The sequence below is a fragment of the Pseudomonas quasicaspiana genome, assembly GCF_021147825.1.
Taxonomy (GTDB): Bacteria; Pseudomonadota; Gammaproteobacteria; order Pseudomonadales; family Pseudomonadaceae; genus Aquipseudomonas; species Aquipseudomonas quasicaspiana.
In genome coordinates, this window is sequence record NZ_JAGTPI010000052.1 from 24,610 (window position 1) to 43,822 (window position 19,213).

Genomic DNA, 19,213 nt, shown 5'->3' on the forward strand with positions numbered 1-19,213 from the left:
CTCCCAAAGGTTCGGGTGCCCAGCCCGGCAAGCTAACTTCAATGACTGATCATCCACGGCCGCCCTGCCGCTTTGCCTTTCAGAGCATGGGGGTTGGTTTTAGTGGGCACGACGGGCTTGCTCGGTCCGCAGCAACTGCAGCCGCTCGGGTGGCGTTTGCTGTCCTGATATTCGGCAACGGTTTTCGGGGCGTGGGCGCTGCGTTCATTGGTCTCGATGGCGCGACGTTTGTTGCCTGACACGGTGCTCAAGCCGGGCGCAGACAAGATCACCCGCATGCTCGATTCGCCGCAATCCGGGCAGGCGCACGGCGCACCGCTTTCGGCCATGGGCTTGAGGGCTGTGAAATCCCCACAGCTGGGGCAATCGAATTCGTATAGGGGCATAGATTTGCTCCGGTCGTTATCTCAATCTGTGGGACCGGATTCATCCGGGAAGACGTCGGCACATTCACCACCGCCTTCGCGAATGAATTCGCTCCCACAGGTTTTGCATCACAGGTCCCGCCGAATGAAGACCGCCGCTACAAATCGTAAGCAATCGGCAAATCAACCAGCCCATCAATGAATTTGGTCGGGCCGTTGGCGTTCGGGTTGATGTCGAACTGGAAGATCTCGGTCGGCAGCCACAACGTCGCGCAGGCGTTGGGGATATCGACAATGCCGCTGATATGTCCCTGCACCGGTGCCGAACCCAGCAACGCGTAACCCTGAGCCGGTGAGTAGCCGAACTTGGTCATGTAGTTGATTGCGTTCAGGCACGCCTGGCGATACGCAATGTTGACGTCCAGGTAGTGCTGCTGGCCTGATTCGTCCACCGAGATACCTTCAAAGATCAGGTACTTGTTGTACGTGGGCACAATAGGACTCGGTTTGAAGACCGGGTTCTTGATGCCGTACTTCTCCATGCCGCCCTTGATCAGCTCAACCCGCATGTGCACCCAGCCGGCCATTTCGATAGCGCCGCAGAAGGTGATCTCGCCATCGCCCTGGCTGAAGTGCAGATCGCCCACCGACAGGCCCGCGCCGTCCACATACACCGGGAAGAACACCTTCGAACCACGGGACAAATCCTTGATGTCGCAGTTGCCGCCGTGTTCACGAGGCGGCACGGTACGAGCGCCGGTCGCGGCAGCCATGTCCCGAGCCGGGCCTTTGAGTTTGCCCAAGTGCGCGGTTTTCGCATGGGGCGGGTTGGCCAGTGGCGGTACGCGGGTCGGGTTGGTGTCGATCAGTTCCTGTTCGCGCTTGTTCCACTCGGCGAGCATCTTGTGATCCGGCAGACAGCCGATCAGGCCAGGGTGAATCAGACCGGCGAATTCCACACCGGGAATGTGTCGGGAGCTGGTCATCATGCCTTTGAAGTCCCAGATGGCTTTCTGTGCCGAAGGGAAATGATCGGTCAGAAAGCCACCGCCGTTCTGCCGGGAAAAGAACCCGTTGAACCCCCATTGGGAATCGGCCCGCGCGCCGATGTCCAGCAGGTCTACGATCAGTAAGTCACCCGGCTCAGCGCCATGCACGCCAATGGGGCCGGACAGGTAATGCACGGTGGACAGGTCCACGTCGCGCACGTCGCTGGCGTCGTCATCGTTCTTGATCGCACCTGCGGTCCAGTCATAGGTTTCGAGGATAAAGTCATCCCCCGGCTTGACCCAGGCTGCCATCGGAATGTCCGGGTGCCAGCGGTTGTGGATGTTCTCGTTTTCAGTGGCAGGCTGGTTGAGGTCGACTTTGATCAGCGTTTCGGTCATGGCGTTTCTCCTGGGGTTCCTCGGTTGGCTGTACTGACGCCATCGCGAGCAAGCTCACTCCTACAGTTGGAATGCACTCACCTGTAGGAGTGAGCTTGCTCGCGATGGCGCCTGATCAAACGCTACATATCTTGGGGATGACTACACCGACAAATACCGACTGATCGTCGCTTCATCGACATTGGCCCGGGTCTCTTCAATCACGAAGCGGCCCTTCTCGATCACCAGGAACCGGTCAGCGATTTCCAGGGTGAAAGACAGGACTTGCTCGGAGACCACGATGGTCAGGTTGCGCAAGGTGCGGATCTCTTTCAGGGTGCGGGCGATGTCCTTGATGATCGACGGCTGAATGCCTTCAGTGGGTTCATCGAGCAGCAACACTTTTGGGTTGGTCGCCAGCGCACGGGCAATCGCCAGTTGTTGCTGCTGACCGCCGGACAGGTTGCCGCCACGTCGGCCGCGCATGTCGTAGAGCACCGGGAACAAAGCGTACAAATCTTCCGGCACGACGCCGCGAGCCGATGCAGGCAAGCCGGTCTGGATGTTTTCCAGCACGCTCATGGCCGGGAAAATCATTCGTCCCTGCGGCACGTAAGCCATGCCGTGCTCAACCCGCGAATGGGTTTCCATGGCCGACACGTCCACACCCTCGACCTGCACCTGCCCGCCCCATTGCGGCAGGATGCCCATCAGGCTCTTGAACAACGTGGTCTTGCCCATGCCGTTGCGGCCCATGACCGCAACGATTTCCTGCTTCTCGACACTGAGGTCCAGGCCGTGGAGTATTTGGCTCTGGCCATAACCACACGCCAGCTGATTGATCTTGAACATGCCGCGCTCCTGATTAGTGGCCCAGATAAACTTCAATGACTTTCGGGTTGTTCTGCACCGACTCCATGCTGCCTTCAGCCAGCACCTTGCCCTGATGCAGCACCGTGACCTTGTGGGCGATGCTTTTGACGAATTCCATGTCGTGCTCGATGACCAGCACCGAGCGGCCCTGACTGATCCGATTGAGCAGCTCGGCCGTCTGCGAACGTTCACTGACGCTCATCCCGGCGACCGGCTCATCGAGCATCAATAATTGCGGGTCCTGCATGAGCAACATGCCGATCTCCAGCCATTGCTTCTGGCCGTGAGAGAGCAAGCCCGCCTGCTGTTCAAGCAGATCACCGAGGAAGATGTCCGCCGCCACATCCCTGACCCGCGCCACCACTTCATCGGAGCGCTTGAAAAACAGCGCGCCGAACACCGAGCGCCCTGCCGGAAAAGACATTTCCAGGTTTTCAAAAACGCTCAAGTTGTCGTAGATCGACGGGGTCTGGAATTTACGACCGACCCCGGCACGGACGATGTCGTACTCATGCATTTTGGTCAGTTCCCGGCCCTCGAACTGGATGCTGCCGCCCGTGGCCCGGGTCTTGCCGCAGATCAGATCCAGGACGGTGGTTTTGCCAGCGCCGTTAGGACCGATCACCACCCGCACTTCGTTGCGGTCGATGTACAGATTGAGGTCGTCCACCGCCTTGAAGCCGTCAAAAGACACAGTCAGCCCTTCGATCGCCAGCACCGGTTTGTTCATTTGAAAGCCAGTCGGGCTGTTCATGGCTGAGTCTCCAGTGGCGTGACGCTAGCTTTCGGCATGGCCTGAACCGGTGTGATATGCGGCTTTTCAAGTACCGGCGCAGGTTTGCCGCGCACTTTGGCGAGCCATTTGCGGCCGTGGCTTTCCCACAAACCGGCCAGGCCGTTGGGGAAGTACATGACCACCGCGATGAACAGGCCACCCATCAGGTACAGCCACAACTCAGGGAAGGATTCGGAAAAATAGGTTTTGCCGTAGTTGACCAGCAGCGAGCCGTACACCGCGCCGAGCAGGGACATGCGCCCGCCCACGGCGGCGAAGATCACCATTTCGATGGAGGGCACGATGCCCACGAACGACGGCGACATGAAGCCTACCTGCAAGGCGAACATCGCCCCGCCAATGGCCGAAAACGCTGCCGCTACGCAAAACACGAATATCTTGAAACTGGCCACGTCATAGCCGGAAAAACGCACCCGTTCTTCCTTGTCGCGCATGGCCATCAGCAGTCGACCCAGCTTGGAGGCGAGGATGAATTTGCCGATCAGAATGCAGACCAGCAGCAGCCCTGCATTGATGAAATACAAAGCCAGTTTCGCCCCGTCTCCACGGATGTCCCAACCCAACAGAGTCTTCAGATCGGTGATGCCATTGACGCCGCCGGTCAGCCCTTGCTGGCCGATGATCAGCACGGTCAGAATCAGCGCGATGGCTTGAGTCACGATGGAAAAATACACATCGCCCACCCGGCGTTTGAACATCGCCAGCCCGATCACCAGGGCGAGAATCACTGGCACGCCGATCACCGCAATCACCGTGAACGTGAAGCTGTGAAACGGCACCCACAACCAAGGCAGTTCGGTGATCTGGTTCCAATCCATGAAGTCCGGAATGCCGGGGGTGGACTGGATTTTGGTGCTTTCCGGATCCGATGCTTCCAGCTTGAGAAACATCGCCATGCAGTACCCGCCCAGGCCGAAGAACACGCCTTGGCCGAGACTGAGAATCCCGCCGTAGCCCCAGCACAGCACCAGGCCAACGGCGACAAAAGCGTAGGTCAGGTATTTGCCGACCATGTTCAGCCTGAAGGCGTCCAGCGTCAGCGGGAACACCACCAGAATCAGCGCGGCCAGGATCAGCAGGCCAACCACGCCTTGCTTGCCGCCGAGCATTTTGTTCAGAGCACTCATGGGGCCGCCTTAATTTCGTACACGTTCATTTACGGACCTTGCTGGAAAACAACCCTTGCGGGCGCATCAGCAGAATCAGGATCACGGCTGACAGGGTAAGCACCTTGGCCATGGAACCACTCATGAAGAATTCGGAAATCGACTGGGTCTGAGCGATGGCAAACGCCGACGCGATAGTGCCGAACAGGCTTTGCGCGCCACCAAAAACCACCACCAGGAAGGTGTCGACGATGTACAGCGAACCCGCGGTTGGCCCGGTGGAGCCGATGGTGGTGAACGCGGCACCGGCGACTCCGGCGACACCGCAGCCGAGGGCAAACGTCATGCGGTCGACCTTGCGGGTATTGATCCCCACCGCGCGGCTCATGATCCGGTTCTGCACCGTGGCGCGAACGTGCAGGCCCCAGCGAGTGCGGTACAGCATCAGGAAAATCGTCGCGGTCAGCAGAATGGTCAGGCCCATGACGAACAGGCCGTTACGAGGAATCTCGATGGCATCGCTGAGGCTGACCGAGCCCATAAGCCATTCAGGCGGCGTGGCGCTGACTTCCCGGGCACCGAAGATCGAGCGAAAGGCTTGCTGCATCACCAGCGACAAACCCCAGGTGGCGAGCAAGGTATCCAGTGGGCGATGGTACAAACGGCTGATCATCACCGATTCGACCACCCAGCCGATGGCACCGGCCACCACGAACGACAACGCGATGGCGAAGAAAAAGTAATAAGGCTGCATGGACGGCATGTACTGCAACGTCAGGCTGGACATGACGTAGGTGGTGTACGCGCCGATGGTGAGAAATTCACCGTGGGCCATGTTGATGACGCCCATCTGGCCAAAAATAATCGCCAGCCCCAGGGCCATCAGCAGCAGTACGCAGAACACGGATAACCCGTTGAACCCCTGCATGGCCGCGATGGCACCAAATTCCGATAGCCATTCCATGATGATGGTCTCCGAGGTGGAAAGAGGTGCGCGAAAACGGCACCTCAATTCAACTGTAGGAGTGAGCTTGCTCGCGATAAGGCCGGCACGGCCTTCAAACAATGGTGGATTCGCCATTTTTTACGACTGCTTCGCAGCCGATCGCGAGCAAGCTCACTCCTACAGGGATGGTGGATTCAGCGGCTACTGATAACCCTTCGGAAACGGATTCGGCTCGATCAGATCCGACTCGTAGATCACCTTGAACTGGCCGTCGCTCTGCACTTCACCAATGCGGGTCTTGCTCCACAGGTGATGGTTTTCGTGGACTTTGACGTAGCCTTCGGGCGCGGTTTTCAGCTCGATGCCAGGTGATGCAGCAACCACTTTGTCGATGTCGAAGCTGCCGGCCTTCTCCACCGCCGCTTTCCACAACCATGGGCCCAGATAAGCGGCCTGGGTCACGTCACCCATCACCGAATCCTTGCCGTATTTGGCTTTGAAAGCGTCGACGAACGCTTTGTTGTTGGGGTTGTCGAGGCTCTGGAAGTACTTCATGGAGGCGTAGAAGCCCTTCATGTTTTCGCCGCCGATGCCCAGCAATTCGTCTTCGGTCACCGACAGGGTCAGCAGGTTCTGTTTCTCAGCCGTCACGCCCGCGGCTTTCATCTGTTTGTAGAAGGCAACGTTGGAGCCACCGACCACAGCTGCGAACACCACGTCAGGCTTCTTCAGCTTGACCTTGTTGATCAGCGATCCGAATTGAGTGTTGCCCAGCGGGTAGTAGTCCTCGCCAACCACGGTGCCTTTGAGCACGTTTTCAATGTGTTTGCGGGCGATCTTCATGGAGGTGCGGGGCCAGATGTAGTCCGAACCGATCAGGTAGAAGGTCTTGGCGCCTTTGGTCTTGGCGATCCAGTCGAGGCTGGCAAGGATCTGCTGGGTGGCTTCCTGGCCGGTATAAATCACGTTTTTCGACTGTTCCAGGCCTTCATAAAAGGTCGGGTAGTACAGCAGGCCATTTTCTTTTTCGAACACCGGCAACACGGCTTTGCGCGAGGCCGAGGTCCAGCAGCCGAACACCGCTGCGACCTTGTCACCGACCAGCAGCTTCTTGGCTTTCTCGGCAAAGGTCGGCCAGTCAGATGCGCCGTCTTCCTGCACGACTTTGATCTGCCGACCGAGGATGCCGCCCGAGGCGTTTATCTGATCGATGGCCAGACGCTCGGCCTGAATCGAACCGGTCTCGGAAATCGCCATGGTGCCGGTGGCCGAGTGCAACTGGCCGACGGTCACTTCGGTGGCCGTCACGGCAAGCCCGGTGGTGTTGGCGTCATCGGCCAGCGCCACTTGCCCGAACACCCCTGCCGCCATCAGCGAAAGCGCAGCAGCGCCCAGCGTCAATCGACGTGGCAAAAACCTTTTGGCGCCTGTCAGTCGTGAATCCATGTTCCCGCTCCTGTGCTTGTGGGCCCCCACAGTGCGCAAGGCGCTGTGGCGAGGTAGCGGCAAGCATGAAGTCGGCGAACAAAACCCGGTATACGCACCATGACGTACCGGGCTACGTCATTTGACGTAGGGTCGGATTGCGTAAAAAAGTGGATGATTGCGCCCGTGTGAGGGGAGCCCGATCCGCTGTAGACAGGGGGATGCCATCTCATGTGGGAGCTGGGCTTGCCCGCGATCAGGCTGGACGCGGTTCACTTCGGATCGCTTCCAGTCTTATCGCGGGCAAGCCCGGCTCCCACAGGTTCATGAGTTACCTGTGGGACCGAATTCATTCGGGAAGGCGGCATTTGAAGCGATAAATGAGCTGCGGATGTACCGGCCTCTTCGCGAATGAATTCGCTCCCACAAGATCAGCGCCGTGTCAGGAACAACGGAGGTTCAACTCACAGGCACGGAAGTTGCTGTCGGCAATTCAATAACCTTTCAGGAAATCAACCGTGCGACCCTCCGGCTCTCAACGCATTGTCAAGGTACGCCGCGATTACAACAGCCTGGTCGCTGACGAGACCATGGAGGATTACGCCCTACGTTTCACCCCCAAATCCTTCCGCAAATGGTCGGAATTTCGCATCGCTAACACCGCCGTCGGGGCGATTTCGTTTTTGGCGCTGGAGGCCATCGGCGGTGCGCTGGTGATGAGTTACGGGTTCACCAACACCTTGTGGGCGATCCTTGCCACGGCGCTGGTGATTTTCCTGACCGGCCTGCCCATCAGCTACTACGCGGCCCGCTACGGCGTGGACATGGATTTGCTGACCCGGGGCGCAGGCTTCGGCTACATTGGCTCAACCATTACGTCGCTGATCTACGCCAGCTTCACCTTCCTGTTCTTTGCCCTGGAAGCGGCAATCATGGCCCTGGCCATCGAGCTGTATTTCCAGATCCCGCTGGCCATGGCTTACGTCATCTGCTCGATCATCATCATTCCGCTGGTGGCGTACGGCATCACCCTGATCAGCCGTTTGCAGATGTGGTCGCAGCCGCTTTGGCTGACCTTGCTGCTGGTGCCGTACATCTTCGTTATCTGGAAAAACCCCGAAGCGCTCACTGACCTGACGACGTTCGCCGGGCGCGAAGGCGAAGGTGGCACCTTCAACCTGCTGTTCTTTGGTGCAGCGTTCAGTGTTGCCTTGTCACTGGTGACGCAAATCGGCGAACAAGTGGACTACTTACGCTTTCTCCCGGAAAAGACTCGCAAAAATCGTAAACGCTGGTGGGCCGCTCTGCTAATGGCCGGGCCTGGCTGGATCATCCCCGGCGCGCTGAAAATCATGGCGGGTGCCTTTCTGGCCTTTCTCGCTCTGCAACACGAAGTGCCCATCGAACGGGCCGCAGAACCGACGCAGATGTATCTCGTGGCGTTCCGTTACGTGTTCAGCTCGCCGGAGTGGGCACTGGCGGCCATGGTGCTGTTCGTGATCATTTCCCAGATCAAAATCAACCTGACCAATGCCTACGCCGGCTCGCTGGCCTGGTCGAACTTCTTTGCCCGGGTCACCCACAGCCATCCGGGCCGTGTGGTGTGGCTGGTGTTCAACGTCGCCATCGCCCTGGTCCTCATGGAGCTGGGAGTATTCGATGCCATCGAACAAGTGCTGGGTCTGTACGCCAACGTAGCGATTGCCTGGATCGGCACGCTGGTGGCCGATCTGGTGATCAACAAGCCGCTGGGCTTCTCGCCGAAACACATCGAATTCAAGCGTGCGCACCTGTACGACATCAATCCCGTCGGCGTCGGCGCCATGTCGATTGCCTCGCTGCTGTCGATCTGTGCCCATTTCGGGGCGTTCGGCGAACTGGCTCAGGCCGCCCCGCCGCTGATTTCCCTGACCACCGCGTTGATTGCCGCACCGTTGATCGCCTGGTGGACGCAAGGCAAGTACTACATCGCCCGCACCAGCGACCCGCTGCAACTCTTCCCCCTGGGTCAACAGACCAGCCTGCGTTGTGGCCTGTGCAGCAACGAATTCGAAACGCCGGACATGGCTTACTGCCCGGCCTACAGCTCGCCCATCTGCTCGTTGTGCTGCTCGCTGGACGCCCGCTGCGCCGATCAGTGCAAAAGCCGCGCACGGCTGTCGATGCAGTTTGAAGACGTGATCAGCAAACTGCTGCCGAAACTGCCGCTGCAATACCTGCATACCCGCCTGGCGCAATACCTCGGCTTGCTGACCGTGTTGCTGCTGACCATTTCCGGAGCACTGGCCGTGATCTATGGCCAAGTTTCCCACAGCCTGATCGATCAATCCCCCGCCGTGCATCACACGCTGTTTCTTGCGTTCCTCAAGGCATTCTTCACCCTCTGCGTGTTCGCCGGAATCCTGGCCTGGTGGGTGGTGCTGACCCGGGAAAGCCGTCGCGTCGCGCTGGAAGAATCGGACCGCCAGACTGCCTTGCTCATGCAGGAAATCGACGCCCACGACAAAACTGACCAGGCGTTGCAAAAAGCCAAGGAAGCGTCGGAAGCAGCCAACGCCGCCAAGAGTCGCTACGTCACGGGCCTGTCCCACGAACTGCGCACCCCACTGAACAGCATTCTCGGGTTCACCCAGATACTGCAACGCGATCCCGCAACCCCGGCCCATCAGCAAGACCCGCTGGCGACCATCCTGCGCAGCAGCTCGCACTTGCTGTCGTTGATCGACGGCTTACTTGATGTCGCCAAAATCGAGGCCGGTAAGCTACGCCTTGAACCGTCGGAAATTCTCTTTCAGGAATTCCTTCACGATCTGGAACAAATGTTTGCCCCGACAGCGCGGGAAAAAGGCCTGACCTTCCGTCTCCATGTGGAAGGCCGCATGCCAGCGGTGGTACGCGGCGACGAAAAACGCGTGCGGCAAATCCTGATTAATCTGCTGGGCAACGCAGTGAATTTCACCGACAGCGGCGAAGTCTGCCTGCTGGTCAGTTACCGCCGGGAAACGGCGATTTTTGACATCATCGACACCGGCATCGGTATTGCTCCCGAGCAGATCGACCGGATCTTCCAGCCCTTCGAACGCGGCGGTCTGGTGCGTCAGGACAACGGCGTCGGCCTGGGACTGACAATCACCCGCATGCTCACCTCGTTGATGGGCGGCGCCTTGTCCGTCACCAGCCAGCCCGACGAAGGCACGCGCTTTCAGGTCCGGTTATTTCTCTCCGAAGTGCGCGTGCCCAAGGCGGTGATTCATGTGGATCACGACGTCATGGGTTATGAGGGCGAGCGACGGTTGATCCTGGTGGTGGACGATCACATTGAGCACCGAAAAGTCATCAGCGGCATGCTCGCGCCATTGGGCTTTGAAGTGGCCCAGGCTGCGAACGGTCAGGAAGCAATTCGTCAGGTATCGCTGCTGCACCCGGACCTGATTCTCATGGACCTGTCGATGCCGGACATGGACGGCTGGGAGACCAGCCGCCTGATCCGTCGCAATGCGCTGTCGCTGGCACCGATCATTATCATTTCCGCCAACGCCAACCCGTTCACCGACGACAAAGAGCGCAGCCTGCCTGAGGTCTGCGACGACTATCTCGCAAAACCAGTACATATCCAGCAACTGCTGGACCGCATTCAACACCACTTGCAACTGCAATGGTTACGCCGCCTGCGCACGGTGTCGGTGGTCAAAGCACCGTGGACCCTGCCGCCCCGTCAGGACCTGCTGGACCTTTACGAGCTGTGCGGCCTGGGTTATGTGCGCGGCATTCAGGCCAAACTCGATGCCATTGAACGTGAAAGCGTCACCAGCGCCAGCTTCATCGCCGACCTGCGAAACCTTGCCAAGGGCTTTCGTCTGGATGAACTCAGCCTGCAACTGAAGGAGGCCCTCAATGAACGCCCCGACCCAACCCGCTGACAACGGCATCATCCTGATCGTAGACGACACCCCGGATAATCTCGCGCTGCTCTCCGACGCGCTGGACGAAGCCGGTTACATGGTGTTGGTGGCCCTGGACGGCAGCAGCGCACTGAACCGTATTCAGCGCCGACGCCCGGACCTGATCCTGCTCGACGCCATGATGCCCGGCCTGGACGGCTTCGAAACCTGTCGCCGGATCAAGGCGCAGCCAGAAAGCGCCAACATCCCGATCCTGTTCATGACCGCCCTCACCGACAGCGAACATGTCGTCAAAGGCTTCGAAGCCGGGGCCATCGACTACGTGACCAAACCCATCGTCTGCGACGAAGTCCTGGCCCGGGTCGCCTCCCATCTGCGCACCGCACGCATCCTGCAATCCGCCCGCAGCGCCTCGCAATCCGCCAGCCTGGGCTTCGACGACAAACCCGCCTACGGCAAACTATCCAGCCGCTTCCAGCTCACCGAACGGGAAATCGAAGTGCTGCGCTGGGTGTCCTGCGGCAAGACCAACAAAGACATCGGCGACATCCTGCAACTCAGCCCTCGGACCGTGAACAAGCACCTGGAACATATCTACATCAAGCTGGGTGTGGAGACACGGACGGCGGCGACTTCGGTGGCGTTGGCGGCGATGACGGATCGGGTTTGATTGACAGTAAGTTCACCGTTTACCTGCCCCCGATCAACTGGCAGGCCGAACGGAAGTCCAGCTTGTTCTTTTTCCTGTTCATGGCCTGCTCAACAATTTTTGTCGCTCGTTGCAGTTCGGCGCTAGATTTGGCCCATTGGTCTGGAGGAATGGGCGCTGACCACTCGCGGACTTTTTCCGGGATATAGGGAGTGCCGGCTTTATGGCCCCACTCAGCGATCATGTAGGGCATTTTCCAGAAGCTGAGTACACGCCAGATGTACCAGCGGCGTAGGGGCCAGCGGGTACGGGGGGAGAAACCAATCTCAGCACGGCGCTCATCGCTGAAGCTGCAGTGCAGACCCCCTTCTTCCTCTTTCAAGAGCTTTTCGACTTCCCAGGTGTGCAGGCCCTCATAAGGACGAAGCTCATATTCCGTGTAGGCACGGCCATGGGAAAGACGCTGCCACACATCGTATTCGTCCTCGGGCACGCCATGTTCCATATATTGCCGAATGGCTTCCCAGGTCCCTATGGCGTGGGCCTGGCTGGGTTTGCCAAGCAACAAAGGCTGTACCATTTCCGTCTCTTCATTTTCCAGCGCAAGACCAAAGGTAAAGAAAACCGTGGACCCGTATTGGCTAACCATCTCCCCTTGCGACACCCAGGCCGTTACCTTTTCCCAAGGCACTATCAGGACTTCGTGGGTATCGCTGCTGACATAGCAGACTTCTCGACGCTGACGATTGAAGCGTAATGGGTACTGTCTTGCTTGTTCTCGGGTTTGGGAAATTATGGTATGTACAAAAATCCCCACCATTAGACATACCCCCGGCAGATAATAGGTCCAAACAACTTGAAGTCCCAAAATTAAAATTCTGGAGAACGTATTGCTGGGGCTCTCCACGCCAAAAAAATAAACAAACGTCGCAATCCAAACAGGTATTCCAACCAGAATAATTATTGCAATCCAAATAACCCAAGCAAGTAACTTTGCCTGCCACACCATGCCTCTATTATCTCCACCTACTTGAAGGTATACATCGTTCACTTCCGAGAAATCATGAATACTCACCGGCAACTGGCCGGTATAAACCGGTAAGGGAGCCAGATACAGGGTTTCCTCGAAAGCCGTCTTGCGAACTTCACCGACTTTGGGGCGCAAGGTATCTAAATCATGAACCGATGGCGGTGGGTGCTCGGCTTTGCGTTTGAACAGTTTACCTAGCATTAGGCTTTACCAGATCAATATCCCTAAGCAGCCAGGGCTCTGAGGGCTTAAGTTGCCTCGACTCTTCTGTTTCTGCTTTATAGGCAAAAGTGCCGATTCGCTCCTGCCAACGATCCTCGATCAGCTTGCGGTGCAGATCCACAACGTAAAAGGTAGAGCGATGGCTGATCCCGCGGTGCTCTTCAAGTTCGTAGCTGACCGCAAGGGCCAGCCCGAAGAAATCCGACATCAACGGCCGCAGATCCAGGCACAAAACCAGCGCCGCATCAGGACGATCAACCCGCCTTAGCTGGCTTGCCAGTACCTCGGTGCATTTCGACCAGGAAACGGGTTTTTGCAAGCCATGTGAAAGGCCGGGCTCTTTCTGACGGTGGTAGGCTTCGAGCCATACTTTGCGCCGCTCCAGATCTGCACTACGAATGCCCGGAAACGTCAGGCGCAACTCGACACTGTGACGGGTACGCACCAACTGGCATAAGGCCTGCTGAACGATCCCGGCCAGTTTCCCCCAGCTTTCATCGAGAGTCAGGCCAAGATTCTCCCGCCCCCAGATACTGCCTCTAACCCACTTTTTCAGTGAGTCGAGATTGAAGTAGTTGTACAACGCCTCCCCGGAAAGCTGAAGGCCGGTGGCAGCGATACCGATCAAATTTGCTCTGGCTGCAATGCCGACCAGCGAAGAACTGTGCTGCGCCCAAGACAGCGCACGCAACTTCGCAGGCTCACGCATGATTCTTCGGGTTATAGAGGCGGTGTGTTTAAGCGCCCACCCATTCGTCCCAACCAATACTATGTCGCCACTCATTTGCAACGAGGTCGCAGCAAGTTTTTTGCCGTCACCTTCTGCTAATGCGTTTGACCATTGTTTAGTATGCTTACCGAAATCGGCAGATGCCGCAGCCACCCCGAAACCAAAAGCGCCCAAACCGGTGAATGCAGACCACTTACCCAAGCGACTCAAGGTATCGAGCTTGCCACTTGCACTGTACCTCTGGCTGATATGGGCTTGCAGCACGTTAATCGATATGCCTTGAATCGCTGCAAAACCAGCAGATGACATGGTAATCCCTGCATCTGTTAAATCAATTAGGTCTCTCCACCCGAGGTCTTCTTTCGATGAGATCTTTGAGTAAACCTCAATAAATTTAATTGTTTGAATCAAAAACAGCACCGCTGCAATCTGATCCCCCTTCGACGTCAACAACCCACGTATCGGCTCCTTAAAGGTCCCAGTCCTTCGATAGTCGCTGACAGTACGCTGCATTTCTTCCAGGAGTTGTGGATCCATATTGCCGAGCGCCAGCCCGAACTTCCCTGCTCCACCACCCGGCGTCAGTGCCAGACTCAGGCGCTCCTCAATAGGAGCCAGTTGGTACTGGAGAGCACCAATATGCTCATTGATACGCTTACGAGAGCCCAAAGGATCTGCATCATTAGTTTTGTACCTGAGCATTTCACGACGTTCTTTATATAGTTCCTTCATCTCGTCTCGAAGGGTCAGTGCTGAGCGGCGATCACGATCAAATTGATCGTACTCGGAGGTGGAAGCGATGCGTAGCTGCAGTCCACTGGAAGCATAGGCACTGAGTAAGCGCAGCCGAGCTACGGAACCGATATTACGAATAAAATTGTTGGGATCGATTGATCCGCTGCTCTGAAAATCTCTTCGAATAAGATCAAATTCATGTGCCATTTTCATCTGTCGAGCAGGATCATAGGCATTACCTAACAAACTCCTCAAACCCGTGAATTGAGTATTCAGATTGTCAAAGTTTGGCAACCGCTGACGCATCAGGCTGTTGAACTGATTGGCCAGCAAATCCATGTCGCGAACCACTGCCGGGGCGTCGCTAAGCTTGATGCTGAAGTTACTCAACTCGGCGAGCTTTTTCTGCACATCGGTCTGGTCTGCAAGATTCAAGGTGTCGAGGCCGGGGATCTGGACGAGCGGATTTTTCTCCAGATAATCGTGCAGTTTCTGAACGGACGCCTCATCTTCACAGATCGCCGCCACGCAGTTGAACTCTCGCTCCAACCGATGCTGAATCTGCTCGCTCTGACGGAAATCGTAATACCACGCGGCGCGATGGAAGTGACCTTCGATAATCATCTTGAGGCGGTCGGCACGGACACGCTTGAGTTGGCCGTGCCAATGGCTCAGTAATGCCTGTTGCTTGAGCATGAAGCGTTGCATCGCCTCACGATGCACCAGTTGATCAATACCCCGCTCGCCGATTTCCTTGCCACCCAGCGCATGCCACGTATCCACTTCAAGGTCGTTGATTGCCGGGCGATGGGTTTCCCAGCGCGACTGTCCGAGAGTGTCGAGTAGCTCCACTGTCGCCTTGGCCAGCGGATTGCCTTGCGCCTGATTGCGCCAGCTTTGCTCGTCACCGAAGATTGCCGGACCGCGATAGTCGCGCTTCACACGCAGATATTCGTAAAGCTTTTCCCGCTCGGCGTCGTTGGTGTCGTCAATGAGTGCTTCGTAGCGCGGGTCAACACTGCCCAGCTTTTCAAGACGCTTCTGATTCACCTCATACATGGCCTGGATGTAAGCGCCCGTCAGGTATTGATGCTGAGTGTTTTCATGCTCGCTCCACTGGCCGATCCAGTCAGCCAATTTGAGTTGCGCCGTCGCCAGATCGAGCATGATGCCGATATCATCGCGAACCACTAGAAACAGAAAATCATGTTTGTGTGCCGCATTCACCTGGCTTGTCAGTTCTTCAATCCAGGTACTGCGAAACAATGCCTCATGCTCCCAACTGTAAGGAATGCTCTCCTCCGGGTTTGCGCCATCAGGCAAGTCTTGAGCTGGCAGGGTTTCAACGGTTTCGGCCAGCCATTGGCGTGCCTGCTTTTCATTCAGCAGATGTTTTCCCGCATCTGCGCATTGCACCTGTTCAAGGCTGACGCGCTGCATGAAGTGTTCACGCTCAGGCAATTGACCGATGACCTGAGAACACTTGTATGCCGTCCACTGAAACTCTGAATACGCTACATACAGGGTGCTATGCCGAGGGAATACCAACTCGGGTTCCCCGATCGAATGAGTTCGGATATCAGCGCTGACCTCTGCTCCTTTCCATAGAAGTTTGCTCAACGAGCCTTGTTCTATGCGGTATTCATGCAGGTAACCGCTGGCGTCATCGACGATGTACAAGTAGCCATTGCGTAGCAGGCGGATACCGGTTTGTCGACTTTGCAAATGGTGCGGTACCAAGAAGCTTTTCGGTGGTTGAAGGTTTTCTACAAGGCCATACCGAAGAGGCAAAAACTGAAGGGTGCGTTTCATCAATGGGCACATACCGCCCGCGTCAAGTTCATCGACGTGTTGCGCGTTGGCCGTCAGGTTTGCCAAGTGACCACGAGGGGTCTGAAGGTCAGTCATTGGGTACTCCGCTGCGCCGCCAGATTGGCTGCTCGATCAACACGCTGATGGGGTGTCAGGTCAGATTTTCTGGTTAGGAGCTCCACGATATCCGGATGGGATTGAAGCCCTTCATCGCCCAAAAAACCGAACACGTTGGCGTACAGCCATATTTCTCGCCGGGTTCGAAAACCGCGTTCAATGGCTGATGCAACCATCTGGTGGATACGTTCAAGACGTTGCTCTGGAGATAATTCAGCCAGGTACTGCGGGAAGAAACGGCTCATGTGCGAATAGAGCTCATTGACAGACATGCGGTAGGCGGTCATTTGAAGGGCAGCCCATTGCGCGTCGTTGGGCGCGTATGACTCAGCTAAACATGATGACGGTCTTTCACCTGGTCGTCGGTATTGCCGCCATCCCGGTACGGGATGCTGAGTAACCAATGCAGTGTGACAGGGTCCGAAAACCTCAACGCCCGGGTTGTGCTCCGGGTCAAAAATAGCGTGCGCCACATCAGGAGAGGAAATACGCAAATACATATCGTCATGCCCTGCAGGACGAATGCTGGTCAACCAGCGCACGTGGGCCAGTAGCTCGTCCCATGAGCCGTCACTGACAAGCAGGTATCCCCAGTTATCAGCAGTGTTGGCCAGAAACTGCTGAAGAATCGGATTCTGATCATCACGTATGCGAACGAGACAAGGGGAAAGCTGACTGATGCTCGCCCAGCGAGTGCCGTTGTAAAGCACCTGAGCTTCCGGGGCCGGCGACCACTCATACAGGCTGCGCAGGAGGTTTTTGACCTGAATGGCATCCAGCAGGAGACCGACAGGCTTATCCCAAGTGAAGTCATCCGGCAGCGAAATGGCGGACGTCACTGATTGACCGTGCATGGCAAACCCTTGGCCAAAGAAAGCGCAGGACTTTGCCGTTTAACGACCCGAGAGTCAGTCGGGGATATGCGAGAGGTGTTGTGGGATATTTCGGATGTGCGCGAAGGCTCTGTCCCAATAGGCAGGCGAATCGGTATTTCTGTGACAAGAAGCTGTCATCGCTGGCTCTCGTAACCTCGATAAGCGCCTGTCAAAAAACACATCAATCTGATTTGAAACACTTTTCTGCAGGAGCTCACCGAGGTTACGAGGCCAGCGATGGCGGTCTGTCTGATACACCGCTATCGCGGCCTCGCGGCGCTCGTGCGCTCCTACACAAACTGTGTTTACTGCGCGACGGCGAGGTTAGAACCCCGCCTGGTCCTGCCGACAATCAGCAAGCACGCGTCGGCCATCGCTGCGATCTATCACGGTATCGCCAGCGCTACGTTTCTCGCGGCTGACAAACAGATAGCGGTAGCGCTCGTTTTCCAGCGCCACTGCAAAGCCTTTGGGTGTTTCTGTCTCAGCCAGTTGTCGCAGTGCGCCGAGACGACTCGAATCGCCCGCCTTCGGCCAGGCTAGAACGCGAGAATTTGCAGAGCACTTTTTGATATTCGACTGCGGGAACGAGGTGATAAAGCCTTCCTCGTCGACCAGCGCTCCGGCTATCGGACCGCTGATGTGTCCACGAAAGGATGAACCGGCAACCGGTGAGGTGCCAGGACCGCTTATGGTGTACAAGCGCTGCCCACTGATCCCAAGAACATACGGCGTATTATCCGGCCTGAAGAACACCAGGTCGGGCACATTCGAGATGCGCTTCACATCGTTCACGCCACGAAAATACAGCACATCCTTCCCTGCAAGGGCGAGGCGTGACTCTGGGCCGTTATCGAAAACCTGAGGATGATTCGCCTTGCAGCGAAGTTCAGGATGACCCGCTACCGGACAGGTTGGAGATAAGGTTTTGATGTCAGGTGCATAATAGCCATCGAGTTCATTAAGGCTGTTCACAGCCTTTCCTCTCAGGTAGAGACGACGCCCATCGCTGACCAGACTCAGATGGTTTAAATTTTGGGGAGCAAGCATCGTCAGCGTCGGCAGGACATCGGGTCTCTCTTTCACGCTACTAAGAACGACCTCGAATACACGGCCAGCATTAATCACAAAGGGCCCTATGAACTGCATCTCACCCACGGCCATGTCCGGCATCGGCTTGTCATCGTGATAAATGTGGTTGCGATCCTTTGCCCAATCATCGTGTTCATCAGCGCCCGACGTATCAAATGCCTGGAAAGTTTCAGGGTCCGCACCTTCAATAGGGGTAGGAGTGAGAAACACCGTACGGCCATCAGTTGAATACCAGGACTCGCCCAAACGTCGCAAGTCGGCGCCATGGGGCGTCATCAGATGATAGCCCCGCTCTTCACGCACCACATTGCGCTGCATCTTTGATGGGAGTATGCATGCGGGGATGGGTATGCCCACACCATCACCAGAGCGCGGGCACGCCGTGCTTTCTCTCTTTGAATCAGTCATGAAGTACCCTTTGCCACCAATCTCAACCAATTGGCGGCCTTTCACGGTAATTTCCTGTTCGACGCAAATTCCTTTCTTCTCGGGATGCTGCTCATAACTCCGCTCGCCAGGCTTTGCCAGTGGGTACCAGTTTTCGGTGCACTCATTCACCGTATAGGCATGCACGGCAGAGGACGAGGCCAGTACTACTGCACCCCATAAAACCCTGATAGCGTTCCAGTTCTTCATCCCTGCTGCCCCACTCACCTGATTCGTTGCGATATGTATTTCCCCGTAAGCGCCTGCGGGGGTGCTGATATTAACGCTCAACGGTCTGGATCAGATGCGATCAATCCGGAAAATATTGCGAATCTTGCGCGTGCTGTGTTGCCCAATCTCTAACGACCACAAACCAGCCCACAGACAACAAGAGATGCCGTGATGACCGAGCAAAACAAAGATCAGGAATCAAACCGCGAAGACCTCGACCACAAACCGGAAAATGCCGGGAAGATTGGCGAGAAGAACAAGCAGATGAATGAACAGGGTGAGCAGCCGAGACCGGGTACGCCGGCGGATCCGAAGCAGGGCTGAGGGTCGCGCTGCGTTCACGTCAGATTTTCATCCTGGCCTGGAAACGCGGTTTCAGTGGGAGCGAATTCATTCGCGAAGGGGCCGGTACATCTGAGCTGGTCTAATGACCCCGGACACTTCAATAGGGGAAACTATATCCATTGAGGAGTCACCATGACCAAGAAATACAGAAAATTCGATGCCGCCTTCA

Annotated in this window: 14 protein-coding genes; 3 read left to right on the forward strand and 11 right to left on the reverse strand. The window is 56.7% G+C overall.

Annotation, left to right across the window (positions count from 1 at the left end):
• Positions 1 to 38: 38 nt before the first annotated feature.
• From KDX30_RS22965 to urtA, 7 genes are all read right to left on the reverse strand, one after another.
• Complete coding sequence (locus tag KDX30_RS22965) at positions 39 to 386, reverse strand: FmdB family zinc ribbon protein (protein ID WP_122397566.1); 348 nt, start codon at positions 384 to 386, stop codon at positions 39 to 41.
• Between the two features lie 137 nt (positions 387 to 523).
• Complete coding sequence (fmdA, locus tag KDX30_RS22970) at positions 524 to 1,753, reverse strand: formamidase (protein ID WP_027898416.1); 1,230 nt, start codon at positions 1,751 to 1,753, stop codon at positions 524 to 526.
• Between the two features lie 141 nt (positions 1,754 to 1,894).
• Positions 1,895 to 2,584 carry an urea ABC transporter ATP-binding subunit UrtE gene (urtE, locus tag KDX30_RS22975; RefSeq protein ID WP_027900941.1) on the reverse strand — a complete coding sequence of 230 codons (690 nt, stop codon included), beginning with the start codon at positions 2,582 to 2,584 and terminating at the stop codon, positions 1,895 to 1,897.
• A 13-nt stretch (positions 2,585 to 2,597) separates the two neighbouring features.
• The gene (gene urtD, locus KDX30_RS22980; RefSeq protein ID WP_122805537.1) at positions 2,598 to 3,359 is read right to left on the reverse strand and encodes an urea ABC transporter ATP-binding protein UrtD; all 762 of its coding nucleotides are present in this window, start codon (positions 3,357 to 3,359) and stop codon (positions 2,598 to 2,600) included.
• Complete coding sequence (gene urtC, locus KDX30_RS22985; protein WP_231677592.1) at positions 3,356 to 4,528, reverse strand: urea ABC transporter permease subunit UrtC; 1,173 nt, start codon at positions 4,526 to 4,528, stop codon at positions 3,356 to 3,358. The genes urtD and urtC overlap by 4 nt, the downstream gene beginning before the upstream one ends.
• A gap of 25 nt (positions 4,529 to 4,553) precedes the next feature.
• Positions 4,554 to 5,471 carry an urea ABC transporter permease subunit UrtB gene (gene urtB / locus KDX30_RS22990; protein WP_164581448.1) on the reverse strand — a complete coding sequence of 306 codons (918 nt, stop codon included), beginning with the start codon at positions 5,469 to 5,471 and terminating at the stop codon, positions 4,554 to 4,556.
• Between the two features lie 183 nt (positions 5,472 to 5,654).
• Positions 5,655 to 6,899 (reverse strand): urea ABC transporter substrate-binding protein, encoded by a 1,245-nt coding sequence (gene urtA, locus KDX30_RS22995; protein WP_122397564.1) that lies wholly within the window; start codon positions 6,897 to 6,899, stop codon positions 5,655 to 5,657.
• Between the two features lie 497 nt (positions 6,900 to 7,396).
• On the opposite strand from urtA, the gene KDX30_RS23000 reads away from it, so the two are divergent.
• Together KDX30_RS23000 and KDX30_RS23005 are read left to right on the forward strand one after the other, a co-directional pair.
• On the forward strand, positions 7,397 to 10,798 hold the full coding sequence (locus tag KDX30_RS23000) for an ATP-binding protein (protein ID WP_231677593.1): 3,402 nt from the start codon (positions 7,397 to 7,399) through the stop codon (positions 10,796 to 10,798).
• Positions 10,773 to 11,450 (forward strand): response regulator, encoded by a 678-nt coding sequence (locus KDX30_RS23005; protein ID WP_027900947.1) that lies wholly within the window; start codon positions 10,773 to 10,775, stop codon positions 11,448 to 11,450. The genes KDX30_RS23000 and KDX30_RS23005 overlap by 26 nt, the downstream gene beginning before the upstream one ends.
• Before the next feature lie 19 nt (positions 11,451 to 11,469).
• Here the strand turns inward: KDX30_RS23005 and KDX30_RS23010 are convergent, their stop codons facing one another.
• The 4 genes from KDX30_RS23010 to KDX30_RS23025 form a co-directional block, all read right to left on the reverse strand.
• Positions 11,470 to 12,660: a DUF6708 domain-containing protein gene (locus KDX30_RS23010; protein ID WP_231666541.1), complete on the reverse strand. Its 1,191-nt coding sequence runs from the start codon at positions 12,658 to 12,660 to the stop codon at positions 11,470 to 11,472.
• Entirely contained in the window at positions 12,650 to 16,054 is a 3,405-nt protein-coding gene (locus tag KDX30_RS23015; RefSeq protein ID WP_231677594.1) for a toxin VasX, read from the reverse strand. The genes KDX30_RS23010 and KDX30_RS23015 overlap by 11 nt, the downstream gene beginning before the upstream one ends.
• Complete coding sequence (locus KDX30_RS23020; RefSeq protein ID WP_231677595.1) at positions 16,051 to 16,929, reverse strand: DUF4123 domain-containing protein; 879 nt, start codon at positions 16,927 to 16,929, stop codon at positions 16,051 to 16,053. Before KDX30_RS23020 ends, KDX30_RS23015 begins: the two co-directional genes overlap by 4 nt.
• 345 nt (positions 16,930 to 17,274) lie before the next feature.
• Positions 17,275 to 18,678 carry a DKNYY domain-containing protein gene (locus tag KDX30_RS23025; protein WP_231677596.1) on the reverse strand — a complete coding sequence of 468 codons (1,404 nt, stop codon included), beginning with the start codon at positions 18,676 to 18,678 and terminating at the stop codon, positions 17,275 to 17,277.
• 192 nt (positions 18,679 to 18,870) lie between these two features.
• On the opposite strand from KDX30_RS23025, the gene KDX30_RS23030 reads away from it, so the two are divergent.
• Positions 18,871 to 19,023 (forward strand): hypothetical protein, encoded by a 153-nt coding sequence (locus KDX30_RS23030; protein WP_122396514.1) that lies wholly within the window; start codon positions 18,871 to 18,873, stop codon positions 19,021 to 19,023.
• Positions 19,024 to 19,213 lie beyond the last annotated feature (190 nt).

Excerpts from the sequence above, each read along its gene's own strand:
- KDX30_RS22965 (WP_122397566.1), bottom strand. The coding sequence starts at position 386 with ATGCCCCTATACGAATTCGATTGCCCCAGCTGTGGGGATTTCACAGCC.
- urtE (WP_027900941.1), bottom strand. The coding sequence starts at position 2,584 with ATGTTCAAGATCAATCAGCTGGCGTGTGGTTATGGCCAGAGCCAAATA.
- urtC (WP_231677592.1), bottom strand. The coding sequence starts at position 4,528 with ATGAGTGCTCTGAACAAAATGCTCGGCGGCAAGCAAGGCGTGGTTGGC.
- urtB (WP_164581448.1), bottom strand. The coding sequence starts at position 5,471 with ATGGAATGGCTATCGGAATTTGGTGCCATCGCGGCCATGCAGGGGTTC.
- urtD (WP_122805537.1), bottom strand. The coding sequence starts at position 3,359 with ATGAACAGCCCGACTGGCTTTCAAATGAACAAACCGGTGCTGGCGATC.
- KDX30_RS23015 (WP_231677594.1), bottom strand. The coding sequence starts at position 16,054 with ATGACTGACCTTCAGACCCCTCGTGGTCACTTGGCAAACCTGACGGCC.
- fmdA (WP_027898416.1), bottom strand. The coding sequence starts at position 1,753 with ATGACCGAAACGCTGATCAAAGTCGACCTCAACCAGCCTGCCACTGAA.
- KDX30_RS23020 (WP_231677595.1), bottom strand. The coding sequence starts at position 16,929 with ATGCACGGTCAATCAGTGACGTCCGCCATTTCGCTGCCGGATGACTTC.
- KDX30_RS23010 (WP_231666541.1), bottom strand. The coding sequence starts at position 12,660 with ATGCTAGGTAAACTGTTCAAACGCAAAGCCGAGCACCCACCGCCATCG.
- KDX30_RS23005 (WP_027900947.1), top strand. The coding sequence starts at position 10,773 with ATGAACGCCCCGACCCAACCCGCTGACAACGGCATCATCCTGATCGTA.
- urtA (WP_122397564.1), bottom strand. The coding sequence starts at position 6,899 with ATGGATTCACGACTGACAGGCGCCAAAAGGTTTTTGCCACGTCGATTG.
- KDX30_RS23025 (WP_231677596.1), bottom strand. The coding sequence starts at position 18,678 with ATGAAGAACTGGAACGCTATCAGGGTTTTATGGGGTGCAGTAGTACTG.
- KDX30_RS23030 (WP_122396514.1), top strand. The coding sequence starts at position 18,871 with ATGACCGAGCAAAACAAAGATCAGGAATCAAACCGCGAAGACCTCGAC.